Source organism: Microbispora sp. NPDC049633 (assembly GCF_040675265.1).
GTDB classification, from domain to species: domain Bacteria; phylum Actinomycetota; class Actinomycetes; order Streptosporangiales; family Streptosporangiaceae; genus Microbispora; species Microbispora maris.
Map to the genome: position 1 here is coordinate 1 of NZ_JBFAOO010000048.1, position 18,589 is coordinate 18,589.

General features: G+C 73.1%; 14 protein-coding genes. 10 read left to right on the plus strand and 4 right to left on the minus strand.

The window, feature by feature from the left end:
• Both AB0J39_RS15235 and AB0J39_RS15240 read left to right on the plus strand, forming a co-directional pair.
• Nucleotides 1-1,095, plus strand: a 1,095-nt coding sequence (locus AB0J39_RS15235; RefSeq protein WP_363464518.1) for a 6-phospho-beta-glucosidase, incomplete at its 5' end; no start/stop codon positions are given.
• Nucleotides 1,092-2,132: a BadF/BadG/BcrA/BcrD ATPase family protein gene (locus tag AB0J39_RS15240; RefSeq protein WP_363464520.1), complete on the plus strand. Its 1,041-nt coding sequence runs from the start codon at nt 1,092-1,094 to the stop codon at nt 2,130-2,132. The genes AB0J39_RS15235 and AB0J39_RS15240, both read left to right, overlap by 4 nt.
• Here AB0J39_RS15240 and AB0J39_RS15245 read toward each other — a convergent pair.
• Entirely contained in the window at nt 2,081-2,551 is a 471-nt protein-coding gene (locus AB0J39_RS15245) for an Lrp/AsnC family transcriptional regulator (protein ID WP_363464522.1), read from the minus strand. The genes AB0J39_RS15240 and AB0J39_RS15245 overlap by 52 nt on opposite strands.
• A gap of 411 nt (nt 2,552-2,962) precedes the next feature.
• On the opposite strand from AB0J39_RS15245, the gene AB0J39_RS15250 reads away from it, so the two are divergent.
• From AB0J39_RS15250 to fxsT, 4 genes are all read left to right on the plus strand, one after another.
• Nucleotides 2,963-5,194, plus strand: a complete 2,232-nt coding sequence (locus tag AB0J39_RS15250) for an FxsB family cyclophane-forming radical SAM/SPASM peptide maturase (protein ID WP_363464523.1) — start codon at nt 2,963-2,965, stop codon at nt 5,192-5,194.
• 74 nt (nt 5,195-5,268) lie between these two features.
• Nucleotides 5,269-5,925, plus strand: coding sequence for a TIR-like protein FxsC (locus tag AB0J39_RS15255; protein ID WP_363464525.1), 657 nt, complete (start codon nt 5,269-5,271; stop codon nt 5,923-5,925).
• On the plus strand, nt 5,922-7,181 hold the full coding sequence (locus tag AB0J39_RS15260; protein ID WP_363464526.1) for a TIR-like protein FxsC: 1,260 nt from the start codon (nt 5,922-5,924) through the stop codon (nt 7,179-7,181). Before AB0J39_RS15255 ends, AB0J39_RS15260 begins: the two co-directional genes overlap by 4 nt.
• Nucleotides 7,174-11,106 carry an FxSxx-COOH system tetratricopeptide repeat protein gene (fxsT, locus tag AB0J39_RS15265; RefSeq protein WP_363464528.1) on the plus strand — a complete coding sequence of 1,311 codons (3,933 nt, stop codon included), beginning with the start codon at nt 7,174-7,176 and terminating at the stop codon, nt 11,104-11,106. Before AB0J39_RS15260 ends, fxsT begins: the two co-directional genes overlap by 8 nt.
• Here the strand turns inward: fxsT and AB0J39_RS15270 are convergent, their stop codons facing one another.
• Entirely contained in the window at nt 11,107-12,018 is a 912-nt protein-coding gene (locus tag AB0J39_RS15270; RefSeq protein WP_363464530.1) for an alpha/beta hydrolase, read from the minus strand.
• A gap of 147 nt (nt 12,019-12,165) precedes the next feature.
• Nucleotides 12,166-13,284: a Xaa-Pro peptidase family protein gene (locus tag AB0J39_RS15275; protein WP_363464590.1), complete on the minus strand. Its 1,119-nt coding sequence runs from the start codon at nt 13,282-13,284 to the stop codon at nt 12,166-12,168.
• A gap of 231 nt (nt 13,285-13,515) precedes the next feature.
• On the opposite strand from AB0J39_RS15275, the gene AB0J39_RS15280 reads away from it, so the two are divergent.
• On the plus strand, nt 13,516-14,400 hold the full coding sequence (locus AB0J39_RS15280) for a PP2C family protein-serine/threonine phosphatase (RefSeq protein WP_363464532.1): 885 nt from the start codon (nt 13,516-13,518) through the stop codon (nt 14,398-14,400).
• A 25-nt stretch (nt 14,401-14,425) separates the two neighbouring features.
• A complete protein-coding gene (locus AB0J39_RS15285) occupies nt 14,426-15,316 on the plus strand; it encodes a 5'-3' exonuclease (RefSeq protein WP_363464592.1) in 891 nt (296 codons plus the stop codon).
• 36 nt (nt 15,317-15,352) lie between these two features.
• On the opposite strand, the gene AB0J39_RS15290 is transcribed toward AB0J39_RS15285, so the two are convergent.
• A complete protein-coding gene (locus AB0J39_RS15290; RefSeq protein WP_363464534.1) occupies nt 15,353-16,207 on the minus strand; it encodes a helix-turn-helix transcriptional regulator in 855 nt (284 codons plus the stop codon).
• Between the two features lie 141 nt (nt 16,208-16,348).
• Here AB0J39_RS15290 and AB0J39_RS15295 point away from each other — a divergent pair, with 141 nt between their 5' ends.
• Together AB0J39_RS15295 and AB0J39_RS15300 are read left to right on the plus strand one after the other, a co-directional pair.
• Entirely contained in the window at nt 16,349-17,146 is a 798-nt protein-coding gene (locus AB0J39_RS15295; protein WP_363464535.1) for an alpha/beta hydrolase, read from the plus strand.
• Nucleotides 17,147-17,155: 9 nt separating this feature from the next.
• A complete protein-coding gene (locus AB0J39_RS15300; RefSeq protein ID WP_363464536.1) occupies nt 17,156-18,583 on the plus strand; it encodes an RNB domain-containing ribonuclease in 1,428 nt (475 codons plus the stop codon).
• Nucleotides 18,584-18,589: the final 6 nt, after the last annotated feature.

Here is an 18,589-nt window from a genome sequence, read left to right on the forward strand (position 1 = left end):
GGGCACCCCGCCGCGCTGACCACCGCCACCCGCGTGGAGGACGGCGTCGCCGGGGCCGGGGCGGTGCTGCTGCAGTTGCGCGTCGGCGGCCAGGCCGCCAGGAACGTCGACGAGACCCTGCCGCTGGAATGCGGCTGCGTCGGGCAGGAGACCACCGGGGCCGGGGGTCTCGCCAAGGCCCTGCGGACCGTGCCGGTGGTGCTCGGCATCGCCGAGAAGGTGCGCGCGCTCGCGCCCGGCGCGTGGATCGTCGACTTCACCAACCCCGTCGGCATCGTCACCCGGGCGCTGCTCGACGCCGGCCACCGGGCGATCGGGCTGTGCAACGTGGCCATCGGGTTCCAGCGCCGATTCGCCGCCCTGCTCGGCGTGGCCCCCGAGCGGATCACGCTCGGCCACGTCGGGCTCAACCACCTCTCCTGGGAACGGTCCGTCCTGCTCGACGGCGCCGACGTGCTGCCCCGCCTGCTGGACGAGCACGGTGAGGTGATCGCCGAGTCCGTCGGCCTGCCGGTGGAGCTGGTCCGCCACCTGCGCGCCGTGCCGTCGTACTACCTGCGGTACTTCTACGAGCACGACCGCGTGGTGGCCGAGCAGCGGACCTCGCCGTCGCGCGCGGCCGAGGTGGCCGCGATGGAGGCGGAACTGCTGGAGATGTACGCGGACCCGGCGGTGGACACCAAGCCCGGCCTGCTGGACAGGCGCGGCGGCGCGTACTACTCCGAGGCCGCCGTCGCCCTGGTCGCCTCGCTCGCCGGCGACCGCGGGGACGTCCAGGTCGTCAACACCCGCAACAACGGCACGCTGCCGTTCCTCGACGACGACGCGGTGATCGAGGTCCCGGCCGCCGTCACGGCCGCGGGCGCCGTTCCGCTGCCCGCCGATCCCGTGGAGCCGCTCCACCGGGGCCTGATCGCCCACGTGTCGGCGTACGAGGCGCTCGCCCTGGAGGCGGCCCTGCACGGCGGCGAGGACCGCGTCAGGGACGCCCTGCTGGCCCATCCACTGGTCGGCCAGGCGTCCCTCGCCGGCGACCTGGCCGCGCGCCTGGTGGAGGCCAACCGCGCCTTCCTGCCCTGGGCGGTGTCGAGGTGACCCTGCCGCGTACCGTGCTGGCGGTGGACGGCGGCAACAGCAAGACCGACGTCGCCCTCGTCCGCGAGGACGGCACGGTGCTCGCCGCCGCGCGCGGGCCCGCGTTCCTGCCGCAGAGCGCCGGGGCCGCCGCCGCCGTCGACGTGATCGGCCGGACCGTGCGGCGCGCCCTCGCCGGCGGGACCGCCGCGCCGCCGTACGCCGACCACGTCGCGGCGTACGTCGCGGGCGCGGACCTGCCCGCCGAGGAGGAAGTGCTGCGGGCCGAAATGCTGGCCCGCGGCTACGGCGCGAGCGTGGTCGTCGGCAACGACACCTTCGCCCTGCTGCGGGCCGGGTCGTCCACCGGATGGGGCGTCGCCGTCGTCTGCGGCGCCGGCATCAACGCGGTCGGCGTCTCCCCCGCCGGGCGGATCGCCCGGTTCCCGGCGCTCGGCCGCCTCAGCGGCGACTGGGGCGGCGGGCAGCACCTGGGCGAGGAGGTTCTCTGGCACGCCGTTCGCGCCGAGGACGGCCGCGGCCCCGCGACCGCGCTGACCGAGGCCGTGCGCGCCTGCTTCGGCACCGCGACGGTCGAGGAGGCCGTCGTCGGGCTGCACTTCGGCGATCTGCCGGGCGACCGGCTGCACGCGCTCGTGCCGCCCCTGCTGGCCGCCGCCGCGGACGGCGACGCGATCGCCGGGTCGCTGGTGGAGCGGCAGGCCGAGGAGATCGCGCTGCTCGGCGTGGTCGCCATGCGGCGGCTCGGCCTGCTCGCCGCGCCCTGCGAGGTCGTGCTCGGCGGCGGCGTGCTGACCGCCCGCCATCCCCTGCTGACGTCGCTGGTCGAACGGCACTACGCCGAGCGCGCGCCGCTCGCCCGGCTCGTCGTGACCGGCGTGCCGCCGATCGTGGGCGCCGCGCTGCTCGGCCTCGACCGCCTCGGCGCGCCCCCCGAGGCGTACGCCCGGCTGCGGGCGCACTTCACGCGGGAGGGGGACGGCGCTCAGCCGGTCGCGTCGCCGTCCAGCTCCTTCTCGATCACCGGGGACCGGTAGTCGTAGGGCGTGCTGAGGACGACGGTCGTGCGCGTGCTCACGTTGGCCGACGCGCGGATCTGCTGGAGGAGCTCCTCCAGGGCGAGCGGAGAGGCGACGCGGACCTTGAGGATGTAACTTTCATCGCCCGCGACGCTGTGGCACGCCTCGATGGCGGTCAGATGGCTCAGCCGTTCCGGCGCGTCGTCCGGCGCGGAGGGGTCGATCGGCTTGATCGAGACGAACGCGGTCAGCGGAAGACCGATCTCGTCGTAGTCCACGAGAGCGGCGTATCCGCGGATGACACCGCGCTTCTCCAGCCTGCGTACCCGCTGGTGAACCGCGGAGACCGACAGTCCGGTCTCCTTGGCCAGATCGGTGAAGCTCATCCGGCCGTCAGTCGCCAGCAGGGTGACGATTCGGCGATCGATCTCCTCCACGCCAGCAACGGTAGCGGCGGCGGGACCCTCCCGGGGAATCGTCACCGGACGGTCTCCCCGCGAACGTCCCCGCCCGTCCGCGGGACAGCCGATTCCGTGAACGCGCGGAAACGCCGTTTCCCCGGAGCACGCGATGCGGCGGGCCGCGCGCACTGATGACAACACCGGTGCCGTGACCTACGCTGAAAAAGCTCCTCTCCGGTACCCTCCGGCGCGCGCCCGATACCCAGGAGGAAACGGTCGTGAATGACGGTCGAATTGGAATCCCCGATTTGCGGGACGTGTCGCTCGCGGAATTGACCGCGGACGCGGACGGCGCCGTGAACCGCCTGGTGACGCATGTGCTCGGGGAGACGGAAACGACCGGGACGGCGGTGTTCAATTCGGCCATCTGACGGCGTCGCGCCGCCTTTGGTCACCGAATACGTCCTCAAGATCCACAGCCGCTGCGATCTGGCCTGCGATCACTGCTACGTCTATGAGCACGCGGACCAGAGCTGGCTCCGCAAGCCGCGGGCGATCGGCGGGGCGACGGTGCGGTGGGCGGCCAGGCGGATCGCCGAGCACGCGGCCGCGCACGGTCTCGGCGGGATACGCGTGGTGTTGCACGGCGGCGAGCCCCTGCTGCTCGGGGCCGCGAAGCTGCGTGAGGTCCTGGCCGTGCTCCGCTCCCGCCTCGATCCCGTGTGCCGGCTCGATCTGCGCCTGCACACCAACGGCGTGCTGCTCGACGAGACGCTGTGCGCGCTCTTCGACGAGTACGCGGTGCGCGTGGGGGTGTCCCTCGACGGCGACCGCGCGGCCAACGACCGGCATCGCCGGTTCGCGGACGGGCGGAGCAGTCATCCCCACGTCCGCCGCGCCCTCGAACTGCTGAGGCGGCCGGAGTACCGGCACCTCTACGCCGGGCTGCTGTGCACGGTCGACCCGGCCAACGACCCGATCGCGGTCTACGAGGCGCTGCTCGCCGAGTCGCCGCCCAGCCTCGACCTGCTCCTTCCCCACGCGACCTGGGATCACCCGCCGCCCCGGCCCGGTGGGGGCACGCCGTACGCGGACTGGCTGGGACGCGTCCACGCCCGGTGGGCCTCCGACGGCCGTCCGGTCGCCATCCGCCTGTTCGACTCGATGCTGTCCGCCGCGTCCGGAGGGCCCAGCCTGGGCGAGTCCGTGGGCCTCGATCCGGTGAACCTGCTGGTGATCGAGACCGACGGCGGCTGGGAGCAGGCCGACTCGCTGAAGACGGCCTTCGACGGAGCTCCCGAGACCGGGCTGAACGTGCGCACGCACGCGGTCGACGCGGTGGCGGCCCTTCCCGGCCCGGCGGCCCGGCGCGGCGGCCTGGCCGCGCTGTGCGAGACGTGCCGGTCCTGCGAGGTGGTCAATGTGTGCGGCGGCGGCCTGTACGCGCACCGTTACCGCACGGGGAGCGGCTTCGCCAATCCCTCCGTCTACTGCCCGGACCTCAAGGCGCTCGCCGGTCTCGTCGTTCCGGACGCCGGCCCCGCCGACAGAGCCCACACACTGTCCCCGGCCGCCTTCGACTCGCTCGCGCGGGGCCCGGGCGATCCCGCCGCCGTGGCGGCGCTCGCGCAGGCCGGGCTGTCGCTGACCAGGGCGCTGGTCGCCCACGTCGCCTCCGGGCTGCCGGACGGAGCAGGCGAACTGGAGCAGGCGGCCAGGGAGGGCCTGGCCCTGCTCACCCGCGTGGACCTCGAACGGCCGGCGGCCGTGGCGGAGGTCCTCGCCCATCCCTGCACGGCCGTGTGGGCGTCGCGCTGCCTGCGTCCGCCGCGCGCTGCCCGCGCCACGCTGGACCTCGCCCACCTGGCGGGGATCGCCGCCTCGGCCGCGCTGCACGCCGGAATGGAGGCCGAGTTGCCGCTCCCCGTCCGGGACGGCTCCCTGCACCTGCCGGCTCTGGGCGTGCTCCGGCTGGGGCGGCGGCCGGGCCGTACGATCCGCGTCTCGCTCTCCTCCCGGGGGCTGTTCGCGGCCGGACGGCGGGTCACCGGACAGGACCCGCGCTGGCTGCCCGTACGGTCGGCCGCGTTCGGTGATCACACCGTTCTCGTGGACGACCTCGACGCCTTCCGCGGCCGGTCCGGCTGGCGTCCGGCGGGCCGTCTCACAGGCAGCCACTGGGAGGGCTGGAGGACCTGTCTGGACGGCGCGGGCAAGCGCCTGGAACAGGACACTCCCGCCTACGCCCGCGCGCTCGGGGCGGGACTGCGGGCCGTGGTGCCGCTGCGCCCCGGGCCGCCCCGCCGGCACCGCGCGGGCGGCCTCCGGCATCCGCTGGGCGCGGTCGGGCTGCCGCCGCCGGGCTCCGGCGGTCTCGAGGTCGCGCTGCTCCGCGAGTTCCAGATCGCCAAGCTGGACGCGCTGACGACCCTGCACGGCCTCGTCGAGAGCACCTCCGAGGCCCCCGGCCGGATCCTCCGGGAGGCCTACGCGCGGCTGGCACAGGCGGACCTGTGGCGCGTCACGCCCGGCGCGGACGCCCGGGACAGGTTCGGCGGGCTCAGCGCGGGGATCCGCGAGGCGATCGGCGCCCTCACCGCCTCCGGATCCCTGACACCACACGGCGTCCGGTTCGTCGCGGGCATGCGCGCGACCGTCGACGCGTGGGCCGGGGACTGACCCCGCGAACCCCGGAAGTTTTCCCGGAAAGCTGGTTACCATCAAAGCGATATAAGAAGGCGGGGTGTAGCGGGTTGGGCGAACAGGCTTTCGCCGATCTTGATCCGCGGGCGCCGCTCTTCTTTATGAGTTACGCGCACACCGAGAAGAACACGCCGCCGGGCTCCAACGAGCTCGCCATGCGATTCTTCAATGATTTGTGCGTGGACCTGGCGGTATTGGTGCCCCGTATCCCGGGCGCGCCGTACGGTTTCATCGACAGGTCGATGGGCGGCGGCGAACGCTGGGAGGGCGAGTTGCTCGACGCGCTCGGAACCTGCCAGGTGTTCATCCCCCTGCTGATGGCTCCGTACATGCGCAGCGAGTGGTGCGCCATGGAATGGCACGGCTTCTCCCGCCGGCGGGTCGTGCGGCTGAACCACTCCGCCTCGGTCCGCCAGACCTGCATCCTGCCGATCATCTGGGCGCCGGCGCCGGGCGGTTTTCCCGAGATCGTCGGGTCGGTCGAGCGGTTCGCGGGAGAGGACGACCTGCACATCTTCGCCAAGGAGATCGCTCTGTACGAGGCCCACGGCGTTTTCGGACTGCGCCGGCTCGGCAAATCGAACGAGTACCACACCGTGGTCTGGCTCCTGGCGCAGCGCATCCAGAAGATCCTCATGCACCATCGCGTCGAGCCGCTCGCGCTCGACGTGAGGACACTCGGCACCACCTTCGAGGAGCCGCGATGACCGACACCACCCGGAACGCCCCCTGGGAACGGCATGGCGGCTACTTCTTCCTCAGCTACGCCCACTCGCCTCCCCTGCCGGGCAGTTCCGGCGCCGATCCCGACCAATGGGTCCGGCCGTTCTTCCGCGACCTCAACACGGCCGTGCGGGCACTCGCCCGCCGCGACCTCGGCGTCTCACCGGGCTCCTTCGACCAGGACGTCCGCGCCGGCACGGACTGGAAGGCGTGGCTGTCCCGCGCCCTCGGCTCCGCGGAGGTCTTCGTCGCGCTGTACTCCCCCGGGTACTTCGCCAGGTCCTGGCCCGGACGTGAGTGGGCCTGCTACCGGCAGCGGATGGCCGACGCCGGGGTGCCGGATCCGCTCACCCGGATCGTCCCCGTGCTGTGGGCGCCGCTGCCCGACGGCGCGGACCGGACGGAGCTGCTCCAGCTCGACGCCGACCCCGTGCCCGGCTACGCGGAGCACGGCCTGCGCGCGCTGCTCAAGATCGCTCCGATGCGCGGTTCGTACCACGCGGTGCTCCAGCGTCTGGCCCGGCGGATCGTCGAGCTCGCCGAGGGATCGCCCGTCGGCCCCTCCGAGATCGCGGACATCACGGCGGCCGCCAGCCCGTTTCCCTCCGCCGAGGCCCATCCGGTCTTCGAGGTGACCGTGGCCGCGCCGGCCCTCGCCGCCCTCCCCGCGGGCGCCGACCCCCGCCGGTACGGGACCAGCCCGTGGCTCTGGCGGCCGTTCCCGGACGAGCAGGAGCTCTCCCTGGCCGAGTACGCGGCCGGCGTCGCCGAGCGGCTGGAGTTCGCGGCCGTGGTCAGGGACGTCCTGCGACCCGAGACGGAGCGGCTGCCCGGCGTCGCGCTCATCGACCCCTGGTTCGTCGCGGACGAGGACGCCGCGGGCCGGCTGGACGCCTTCGTCCGGGACCTACCGCCCTGGGTGGTCCCTCTCCTGGTGCCCGATCCCCGCGGGGGTGAGCGTGCGGACCGGCTCGCCGAGCGGACCAGGGCACTGCTCGAACAGGCCGGAGCGCTCCGTACGGAGTCGGCCCGCGAGGCCGTCGCCGGCGTCCGCTCCCTGAAACATTTCGCCTCGATCATGCCGCGCCTGGTGGTGGAGGCCGAGCGGCAGTACTTCCGGCACGGTCCCAAGCCCGACCCGGACGACGTCGCGTCGCCGCGGCACCGGCTGACGGGCGGGCCCGGGCCGGGCACCCTCACTCCGCCACCGGACACCCTCGGCGAGGAGACACATGGCTGACATGGACGACAGCAGGCAGCCGCGCAGCCGCGACGGCCAGATCGTCACGTTCTATTCGTACAAGGGCGGCACCGGGCGCACGATGGCGCTGGCCAACGTCGCGTGGATCCTCGCGTCCAACGGCAAGCGCGTCCTCGTCGCCGACTGGGACCTCGACTCCCCCGGCCTCTACCGGTTCTACCAGCCGTTCATCGACATCTCGATCGCGAGCGAGCCCGGCATCGTGGACCTGATCCGCAGCTACGAGTGGGCGGCGCGGCGCGCCCTGCCGGCCGTGGGGAAGCCGGCCGACGCCCGGGCCCGGCTCCGCAGGGTGATCCAGGAGCAGGCCCGGGTGCGGCCGTACGTCTTCTCCCTCGACTGGTCCTTCCCCGACGGCGGCGTCCTGGACTACCTGCCCCGAGGCCGGCAGAACCTGGACTACACCCGCACGGTCAGCGCCATGGACTGGGACCTGTTCTTCGACGTGCTGCACGGCGCCGACTTCTTCGACGAGCTCCGCGCGGACATGAGGCGCGACTACGACTACGTCCTCATCGACAGCCGCACGGGGCTGAGCGACGTCGCCGACATCTGCACCATGCACCTGCCGGACGTGCTCGTCGACTGCTTCACGCTGAGCAACCAGGGCATCCTGGGCGGCGCCCAGGTCGCCAGGACCGTCCAGGAGCGCATGCTGTCCAGGGACATCCGGATCCTGCCCGTCCCGATGCGGGTGGACCAGGCGGAGATGGACAAGATGGAGGTCGGCCGTGCGTTCGCCTTCCACGCCTTCCGCGGCCTGCCCGCCGGACTGAACGAGGCCGGGCGGCAGGAGTACTGGTCCGCTGTCGAGGTGCCTTACCAGGCGTTCTACGCCTACGAGGAGATTCTGGCCGTCTTCGGCGACCCCCCGGGCAAACCCGGATCCCTGCGGTCGGCGTACGAGCGGCTCACGGCCAGGCTCACCGACGGCGCGGTCACCGCCATGCCCTACCTGGACGAGGCGGTGCGCCTGCGCACGCGGCAGCGGTTCATCCGCAAGCCCCCCAACGAGATCCTGCTGGACTACCTCCCCGAGGACCAGGCGTGGGCGGAGTGGATCGGCGGCGTCCTCACCGCGGCCGGCCTCACGGTCCGCGACCCGCTGGACGAGCCCGACCACGACCAGTGGAGCGAAAGCCTGGCGTCCGTCCTCGCCGTCGTCACCCCGGCGTACATCAGGAGGGTCCGCGGGACCCTGTCCCCCCGGCAGCCCGCCTACGCCCTCTACACCGCGAGCGTACGGCCCGTGGCCCCGCTGTCATCCGCCACCGCGGCCTTCCTCGCCGGCCTGCCGGAGGACGAGGCGGTCGCACAGCTTCTCGAGATGGTCGACATGGGGGCCCCGCCACCCGCCCGGACGCTCGGCGCCCGCTACCCCGGCGCCGCACCGCGGATCTTCGAGGCCCCCGCCAAGAACAAGCTGTTCACCGGCCGGGAGGACATTCTCCGCCACATCCGCGACGAACTACGCGAGAACGGCAGCGCCGTGATGCGCCCGCTCACGATCCTGGGCAGCGGCGGCATGGGCAAGACCCAGATCGCGATGGAGTACGCCCACCGCTTCGCCGCGGCGTACGACCTGGTGTGGTGGGTGGACTGTGAGCAGCCCCAGTTCGTCGACGCGTCGCTGGCCGACCTGGTCGCCCGGATGCGCGGCCCCGCGGCGGCCGGCCCGGCGCTGACCTCCGCCGAGGTCGTTCCCGCCGTCAGGCAGGCGCTGGGACAGGGGGAGTTCGCCCGGCGGTGGCTGCTGGTGTTCGACAACGCCGACGACATGGAGCACGTCACCCGCTTCCTGCCCGGAGGCAGCGGTCACGTGCTGATCACCTCACGCAACCGGGAGTGGGAACACCGGTCCCACGCGGTCCAGGTCGACGTGTTCAGCCGGGAGGAGAGCGTCGCGCACCTGCTCCGCAGGGTCGGCGAGGCCCGCATCAGCATGGCCGAGGCGGGCAACGCCGCAGAGGCTCTGGGTGACCTCCCCCTGGCGGTCGCCGCCGCCGGCGCCTGGCTGGCCGAGACCGAAATCTCCGTGGACGCCTACCTGGACCAGCTGAGGGCACAGCCCCTCCGGGCGATCTCGCGGAGCAGGCTCGCCGAGTATCCCGAGTCGCTGTCGAAGGCGTGGGACATGTCTCTGCAGAAGCTGCGGGACAGGTCCGCCGCCGCCTCCCGGCTGTTCGAGCTCTGCTCGGTGATGGCTCCCCGCATCGGCCTCGACCTGCTCAAGTCCCGGGCCATGGTGGAACTGCTGCGTCCGCTGGACCCGACGCTCGCGGAGCCGCAGGACATCACCATCCTGATCCGGGAGCTCGACCGGCTGGCGCTGATCAAGAACGACACCCCCGCCCAGCGCATCCATGTCCACCTCATGCTCCAGGCGGTCGCGCAGGAGCGGATGACGGAGGAGGAACGCGAGGCGGCCCGCCTCGATGTGCAAGGGGTGCTCGCGGCGGCCCGGCCGGAGAAGGACGTCGACGACCCGGCGAACTGGCCCAAGTACCAGATGATCTGGCCCCACCTGGAGCCCGTGGGCGCCGTGTACTCCGGCCAGGAGGCGGTTCGCACACTGCTCATCGACCGTCTTCGCTACATCTGGCTGCGCGGGGACCTGCCGCAGGCGGAGGAGCTCGGCAGGAGGACCGCGGCGGTGTGGGAGGACATGCTCGCGGCCGAGACGGACCCGGACGCCGCGGCCCGGCTCGAGCGGCAGTTGCTGCACCTCAGGTTCAATCTCGGCAACGTCATCCGCAGCCTGGGCCGTTTCGGCGAGGCCCGGGCGATGAACGAGAGCACCCTCGCCGAGCAGCGGCGTGTGCTGGGCAACCACCGCCACACCCTGCTGACCGCCGGCAGCCTCGCGGCGGACCTGCGGGCCCTGGGCGACTACGCCGGCTCGCTCGACATCGAGGAGGAGACCTATCGGACCTGGCGCGCGATCCACGGCGTGGAGGAGCCGGGCACCCTGGCCTCCGGGAACAACCTCGCCGTCTCCTACCGGGTCAACGGCAGGTTCCGTGAGGCGCTGCAACTCGACGAGGAGACCCTGACGCAGCGCCGCTCGGTGCTCGGCACCGCCCATCCCTTCACCTTGTTCAGCGCGGTCAACCGGGGCCGCGACCTGCTGGAGGCCGGTGACTACGACGCGGCCGCCGCGCGCATGGCGAAGACCGCCGCCGAATGCGCCGAGCATCTGGGCAGCGGTTCGCCCGTCAGCATGAACGCCCAGGTGGTGTACGCGATGGCGCTGCGGGCCACGGGAGCGATGGAAAGCTCGGAGGAGAGGTTCCGGGAGGCCTGGACGCAGCTGCGCCGGCGCTTCGGGGACGACAGCTTCGACACGCTCACCTGCCGCCTGGGCCGGGCGGTGACCTTGCTGGGACTCGACCGGGCCGACGACGCCGTAGGGGAGATCGAGGAGGTCCTGGGGATATACCGGAGGCGCCTCGGCGAGGACCATCCCCACACGCTCGTCTGCAGGCTCGACCTCGCGAGCGCGCTCCACCAGCGGGGCGACCAGGAGAAGGCGCTGACGGAGGTCAGAGCCGCCGCCGACGGCTTCTCGGCGAGGCTCGGTCCCGACCACCCCTATCACCTGGCCGCGAAGGCGGCCGAGGCGGCGATGCTGGCCGACGCCGGCCGGCTGGAGCACGCCGCCGACATACAGAAGGACACCCTGGACCGGATGAGCAGGTCTCTGGGGCCGCGGCATCCCGACACGCTGCGGTGCCAGGCGAACCTGCTGCTGGTGCGCGAACGCCTGGGGGCGGCGGACGCCGCCGCCGAGCGCGAGACGCTCCTCGGTCAGCTCGCCGCGGTGCTGGGCGACGACCATCCGACCGTCACGACGCTGCGGGCAGGGCGGCTGGTGGGCCGCACGCTGGATCCGCAGCCCTTCTGATCAGGGCGCGAAACCCGTCCCGGCCGAGGCGAACCGTGTTCGCGCGGCCGGGTCCACCATCCAGGCGAGAACCTGCGGCAGCACCTCCACAGCGCCGAAGTGCGCCACCCCCGGCTCGACCCTGAGTGTGGCGTGCGCTATCTGGTCGGCCAGCCACAGCGTGTGCTCGACCGGAGAGAACATGTCGTCCGCTCCGTGCCAGAGCAGGACCGGAACGGAGATGTCGGACAGCTCGAACTTCCAGGGCCGGCGCGCGCCCAGCACGTCGTCGATCCAGCCGTCGGGCCCGCGCCGCAACGCCTCCGCGTACGTGTCGATCAGCAGCCGCCGGATGCCGACGTCCTCGATGACCCGGCGGTCGGAGCTGGTCAGCTCGGGCAGGAGGAACCTGAGCAGATACTCCGGATCATGCAGGATGTGGTCCGTGCGCTCGGTCAGGTCGGCCTCGACCGCCGAGACGTCGTCGTCGGCCGAGGTGTACTCCTCGACGTTGGACCTGGTCATCCCGGCGAACCAGTCGAGATCCGGCGCGTCCGCCGGCGCCAGGCCGACGAGGACGGCGGCCCGCTCCACCCGGCCGGGCAGCAGCGCGGCACAGGCCAGAGCGTGCGGGCCGCCCCCGGATCGGCCGACGACGCCGAAGACGCCGAGACCCAGCGCGTCCGCGATGGCGCTGACGTCGTCGGCGCTGTCGGACACCGTGCGTCCCGGTCGCCGGCTGGATTCTCCGTACCCCGGCCTGTCGTAACAGATCAGCCGGACGCCGAGCCGCTGCAGGACGACGCCTCGAGGGCGGGGGCCGTGACGGCTGCCCGGTGTGCCGTGCAGCAGGAAGACGGGCTTGCCGTCGGGCGCCCCGATGCAGTCCACCGCCAGGGCACCGCCGTCGGCAGCAGGGACCAGCTGCGTCAACTTAAGCCTCCAGAAGGGCCCGCATGGCACCGCCCCCGGAAGCAGCGTAAACCGCGGAGGACGAACGCGACTATAGCTACCACCGTCACTGCCGCGATCGCATCCCCGACATGCCGGGTGGGGTGACCCGTTACCGGGAAGCGCGCGTCAGTCCACGACGACCAGGTCCCTGGTGGTGTGGTTCATCCGCTCGCCGGCGGTCTCGCCGCAGACGACGATGTCCTCGATCCGGGCGCCGTGCCGACCGGGCAGGTAGATGCCGGGCTCCACGGAGAACGCGAACCCCGGCCGCATCTCCTCGGCGTTGCCCGTCACGATGTACGGCTCCTCGTGCGTCTCCAGGCCGATGCCGTGACCGGTGCGATGGATGAAGTACTCGCCGTACCCCGCCTCCGCGATCACCTCGCGGGCGGCGGCGTCCACCGACTCACAGCTCACGCCCGGCCTCACGTGGGCGCAGGCGGCCTCCTGGGCACGCTTGAGCACCTCGTAGTACGCCGTGAACTCCGCCGGGGGCTCGCCCACGCAGTAGACCCGGGTGGAGTCGGAGCAGTAGCCGCTCGGCATCGTGCCGCCGATGTCCACCACGACGGGCTCGCCGGGCCGGATGACGCGGTCGCTCAGTTCGGCGTGCGGGCTGGCGCCGTTCGGCCCCGAACCCACGATCACGAAGTCGACCCGCGCGTGCCCGGCGTCGATGATCGCCTCCGCGATGTCCTTGCCGACCTCCCGCTCGGTGCGGCCGGCCTTGAGAAACCGGGGCACCAGGTTGTGCACGGCGTCGATGGCCGCCCCCGCTTCCGCCAGCGCCGCGGCCTCGGCCGGCGACTTGCGCATGCGCAGCTCGCGCAGGACGCTCCCGGCCAGCACCTGCTCGGCCCCGGGCATGGCGGCCCGGAACCGCAGCGACTGCATCGCCCACATCCGGTCGGCCAGCCCGACCCGGGCGACCCGGCCCAACCGCCGGGCCACCTCGGCGAACGGGTCGTCGGTCTCGTCCCACGCCACGAACTCGACGCCGAGCCGGGAGGCCGGCGAGTGCTCGGCGGCCGGCAGTTCCAGGCGCGGCACCATGAGGAACGGCTCGCCGGACGCGGGCACGACGAGGCAGGTCAGTCGTTCCAGCGGCAGGGCGTCGTAGCCGGTCACGTAACGCAGGTCGGGGCCGGGCGTCAGCAGCAGCGCGTCGAGACCGGCGCGGCCGACGGCCTCCCGTACGGCTGCCGGGCGGGTCGTGGGATACAGGTCGGAAGGTTCCTGGGACATCGTCGTCACGCGACCTAATCTAACGAGCGCGGGCTCCCGCGACACACACAGGTGCTTGTACCACAGCCGCCACGCGGGCGAGCTTCGCGGGGCTCTGGCTTATTCCACGGCATAGAAGAAAAGCAACCCCTGGGTGATGCAGGACTGCTACGCTCCGCGTCAGGACAGTCACAGAACGTCCGAACGGCACGTGCACGAGCACCATCGAGAGCGAGACAAATGGTCGGCGTAGTGGGCGGCACAAGGCCGGCCCTTCCCCCCGCGGACGACCGCGACCCGGGCACGACGCCCGGCGCCGCCCCCGTCGGCACCCTTCCGGTCAAGAACATCGGCGGACGGCGGTGGGCGGAGCGGCGGGAACGAGCCGTCGAGGAGCGCCGCGTCACGCTGGCACTGCGGGAGGCGATCCTGCCCGAGCCCGGCGCGTCGATCGACCTGCCCTACGCCCGGATCGCCGTGCGGTACGTCCCGGCGGGCCGCGCGTCGAGCCTCGGGGGCGACTGGTACGACGCCGCTCCGCTGCCCGACGGCCGCATGTTCCTCGCGGTGGGCGACGTGTCCGGGCACGGCCTGCCCGCGATCGCCGAGATGGCGCAGCTGCGGCACGCGCTGCTCGGCCTGAGCATGACCGGAGCCTGCCCCGGCATGCTGCTGACGTGGCTGAACACCATGGTGCTCACCCGGCTGGACGACACCACCGCGACCGCGGTGTGCGGCCACTTCGACCCGGCGACCCGCCTTTTCACATGGGCACAGGCGGGTCACCCCGCCCCGATCCTGGTGCGCCGCGGGGGCGCGCGCCAGCTCGGGGCGCCCCGGGGCGTCGTGCTCGGGGCGACGTCGAGCGTGCCGTACGGGGTGGCCGACGTCCGCCTCGAGCCCGGCGACCTGCTGCTGATGTTCACCGACGGCCTGGCCGAGCGCCGCTCGCGCGACATCGGCGCGGGGGTGTCCCTCATCGTGGAGGCCGCCGTGGCGACCGGCCTCGGCACGGCCGGAGCGGATCTCGACGCGGGCCTCGACGGCCTGCTGGAGGCGATCGGCGGCCCCAACCCCGAGGACGACACCTGCCTGCTGGCCGTCGCGGTCACCGGAGAGTGCCCACCGCACTCCTGACAGGCGTGACAATGGCAGTGTGCTGATGCTTCTCGACACTCCGTCGCTGTACTTCCGCGCCTTCTACGGGGTCCCGGAGTCGGTGACCTCGCCGGACGGCATGCCGGTCAACGCGGTGCGCGGGCTCCTGGACATGATCGCCACTCTGGTGCGGCAGCACTCCCCCGCCCAGATCGTGGCGTGCATGGACGCCGACTGGCGGCCGGCGTTCCGGGTGGCCGCGATCCCGTCGTACAAGGCGCACCGGGTGGCGAGCGGCGACGAGGAACAGGTGCCGGACACGCTGGCCCCGCAGGTCCCGGTGATCGAGGAGGTCCTGGACGCGCTCGGCATCGCCCGCGTCGGCGTCGAGGGCTACGAGGCCGACGACGTGATCGGGACCTACGCGACCGCCGCGACCTCCGCCGTGGACATCGTGACCGGCGACCGTGACCTGTTCCAGCTCGTGGACGACGAGAAGCCGTGCCGGGCCCTTTACACAGTACGGGGCATTCGTAACCTTCAGATCATCGACGAGGCGTTCGTCCGCGAGAAGTACGGCATCCCGGGCCGGGCGTACGCCGACTTCGCGACGCTGCGCGGCGACCCGAGCGACGGCCTGCCCGGCGTCGCCGGCATCGGCGAGAAAACGGCGGCGGCCCTCGTCACGCGCTTCGGGTCGCTGTCCGCGCTGCTCGCCGCCCTGGACGACGGCGGCGCCGACGGCTTCCCCGCGGGCGCCCGCAACAAGCTCGCCGCCGCCCGCGACTACCTGGAGGTCGCCCCCCTCGTCGTCCGGGTGGCCCACGACGTCCCCATCCCGGACGTCGACGTCTCCCTGCCCGCCGCGCCGCGCGATCCCGAGCGGCTGGTCGCGCTGTCGGAGAAGTACGGCCTGGACAGCCCGCTCAACCGCCTGCTCGCCGCGCTGGCCTGAGCCCCGCCGCCCTGAGCCCCGCCGCGCGGGAGGCTCTCATCGGTGGCTGCGGTGGGCGGTCTCCGGGCCCACGACGCGGAGGAGCTCCAAAGCCTCGACGCTCCTGGAGCCGGGCGGTGGCGTGAACAGGCGGAGGCGCTGATCCGCGGCCTGTGTCTGCAGCATCTCGTAGTCGAACTCGATGGGCCCGACGGACGGATGCGTGACACGCATCCGGCTGGCCCGGCGCACGGCGACCTCGTGCCGCTGCCACAGGGCGGCGAACTCCTCGCTCGCTGCCCCGAGCCGGTCGATCAGGGAGCTCGACGGCCGGTCGTAGCCACGACGTGTCGCGGCGGCGCGCAGGTCCGCGACGTGCAGGCGGCCGAGGCGGTCGCGCTCCTCGGCGGGGTACGGCTCGCGCACGGCCGGGTCGGTGAACCAGCGCCACACGATGTTCCGGTCGGGTTCCGCGACGGTGCACACGCATCCGAACAGGGCCTCGGCCAGGGCGTTCTGCGCGAGCAGATCGCCGAGGTCGGTGAGGAGCTGGGCCGGCGTCTCGCCCAGCCGGTCGAGGAGGTAGAGCAGACCGGGACGGACGTGTTCTCCGGCGCGCGCCCCTTCGGGCGGGCGGTGGCCCGCCAGCAGGAAGAGGTGATCCCTTTCGTCCTCGGTCAGCCGCAGGGCCCGGGCGAGTGCGGTCAGCAGCTGGGCCGACGGCTGGGAGCCGCGCGCCTGCTCGAGCCGCATCACGTAGTCGGCCGACACCCCGGCCAGCTGGGCCACCTCTTCACGGCGCAGGCCCGGCGTGCGGCGCCTGGGTCCGGCGGCCAGGCCGACCTCCTGCGGCCGGAGCCGCTCGCGGGAACGGCGGAGGAAGTCGGCCAGCTTGGTCCGGTCCATCTTCATGTCATCCATCCTGAGCGCCCCGGCTCCCTTCCTGTCCCGCGCACGCTAGGAGAGCCGGTCCTAGGGAGCCCTCTCCCCTCCTCATCGCCACACGCTCCTGGCAGTGTCTGCGGCATCCGGCGACGAGGACGGGAGACGGACATGAGAGAGATCAAGGTGGGCACGGCGCGCGTGCCGTACCGGGTGATGGGCCAGGGCCGCCCACTGGTACTCGTGCATGGGGGCAACCCCGGCTCGAAGTCCTGGGACGGCGTGGCCGGGGCGTTCGCGGACACCAGCACGGTGGTGCTGCCGGATCTTTCGGGCAGCGACGCGGCGCGCGACGACGGGGGCGAACTCACGATCGAGCTGCTCGCCGAGCAGCTCGCCGCCGTGATCGATGATCTGGGACAGGGGCCCGCCGACGTGGCCGGGCACTCCATGGGCGCCCTGGTGTCCGCCGCGCTCGCCGCCGTACGGCCCGACCTGGTCCGCGGCCTCGTGCTGGTCGCGGGCCTGGCCGGGCCGGGTGACGAGTACTTCCGCAACGCGCTGACCCTCTGGCGGGATCTCGCCGGTGATCCCGCCGCTTTCGCGCGGTACACGATGCTGATCGCCTTCAGCTCTGAGCATCTGAACTCCATCGGCCGGGCGGCCGTGGAGGAGCTCGCCGCCGCCTATCGGGCCAATGCCGACAGGCTCCGGCAGATCGATCTCGCCCTGCGGATGGACGTCCGCGGCCTGCTGCCGCGGGTCCAGGCGCCGACCCTGGTGATCGGATGCGCCCGCGACGCGCTGGTCCCCGTGGAGAACACCCGCGAGCTGGCCGCCGCCATCCCGGGGGCCTCGTACGAGGAGCTGGACAGCGGGCACATCGCGACGGCCGAGCGGCCGGAGGAGCTCGTGGCGCTCGTCCGCGACTTCATCGGCGGAAAGCCTGGAATGTCCGCACTCGGGTAGGTTGATCGCGTGCCGCGCACGATGATCCGCTTAGACGACACGGCGAACGGGCTCCGCGACGGATTCGCCCGTATTCGCAGCGACTTCGACCTGCCGGATGGTTTCCCCGGCCCGGTGCTGGAGGAGGCCGAGCGGGCCGTCGCGTCCCCCGTCACCCCCGGGGAGGACCGGACCGATCTGCCGCTGGTGACCATCGATCCGCCCGGCTCGATGGACCTCGACCAGGCGCTGTGCATCGAGCGGCGCGGGGCGGGCTACCGCGTCTGGTACGCGATCGCCGACGTCGGGGCGTTCGTCCGGCCGGGCGGGGCGATCGACGGTGAGGCGAGGGTGCGCGCGCAGACGGTCTACATGGCCGGCGAGCGCGTGCCGCTGCACCCGCCGCTCCTGTCGGAGGGCGCGGCCAGCCTGCTGCCCGGACAGGTCCGCCCGGCGGCGCTGTGGCGGCTCGACCTCGCCTCCGACGGGGAGATCGAGGCGGTGGACCTGCGCCGGGCCCTGGTACGCAGCCGTGAGCGGCTCGACTACGACACCGTCCAGGCGGCGGTGGACACGGGCCGGGCGGAGGGGACGCTCGCGCTGCTCGCCGAGGTGGGGCCGCTGCGGCTGGAGCGGGAGCGGGCCAGGGGCGGGCTGTCGCTGCCGACCCCGGAGCAGCAGGTGGTCCCCGACGGGGACGGCGGCTATCGGGTGGAGTTCCGCACCAACCATCCCTGCGAGGCGTGGAACGCCCAGATCTCGCTGCTCACCGGCATGGCGGCGGCCCGGATGATGCTGGACGCGGGCGTCGGCGTGCTCCGGGTCCTGCCCGAAGCGGGCCCGGAGGACGTCGGCAAGGTCCGCAGGGTCGCCGCCGCGCTCGGCGTGCCCTGGCCCGACGGCGTGTCGTACGCCGAGGTCGTGCACGGGATCGATCCGAAGATCCCGGGCCATGCCGCCTTCCTGCACGAGTCGACGGTGCTGCTGCGCGGCGCGGCCTACGCCGCCTTCGACGGCGCCCCTCCGGCGCGGGCGCTGCACGCCGCCATGGGAGCGCCGTACGCGCACGTCACCGCGCCGCTGCGGCGGCTGGTCGACCGGTACGCCACCGAGGTCTGCCTGGCCGTGGCCGCGGGCGACCCGGTCCCCGAGGAGGTCACCCGGGCGCTGCCCGGCCTCCCGGAGCAGATGGCCGCGGGCGGCAGGCGGGCCGGCGGGGTGGAGCGGGCGTGCGTGGACCTGGTCGAGGCGGCCGTGCTGCGGCCCCGGATCGGACAGGTCTTCGAGGCCGTCGTCATCGACGTCACCGACGGGAAGCCGGGCGGGCAGGTGCAGATCGCCGAGCCCGCCGTGATCGCCCGGTGCGACGGCGACCGGCTGCCGCTCGGCGAGCGCGTCCCCGTACGGCTCACGCGCGCCGACCCCGCCACCCGCGAGGTCCGCTTCACCGCCGCCTGAGCCCGC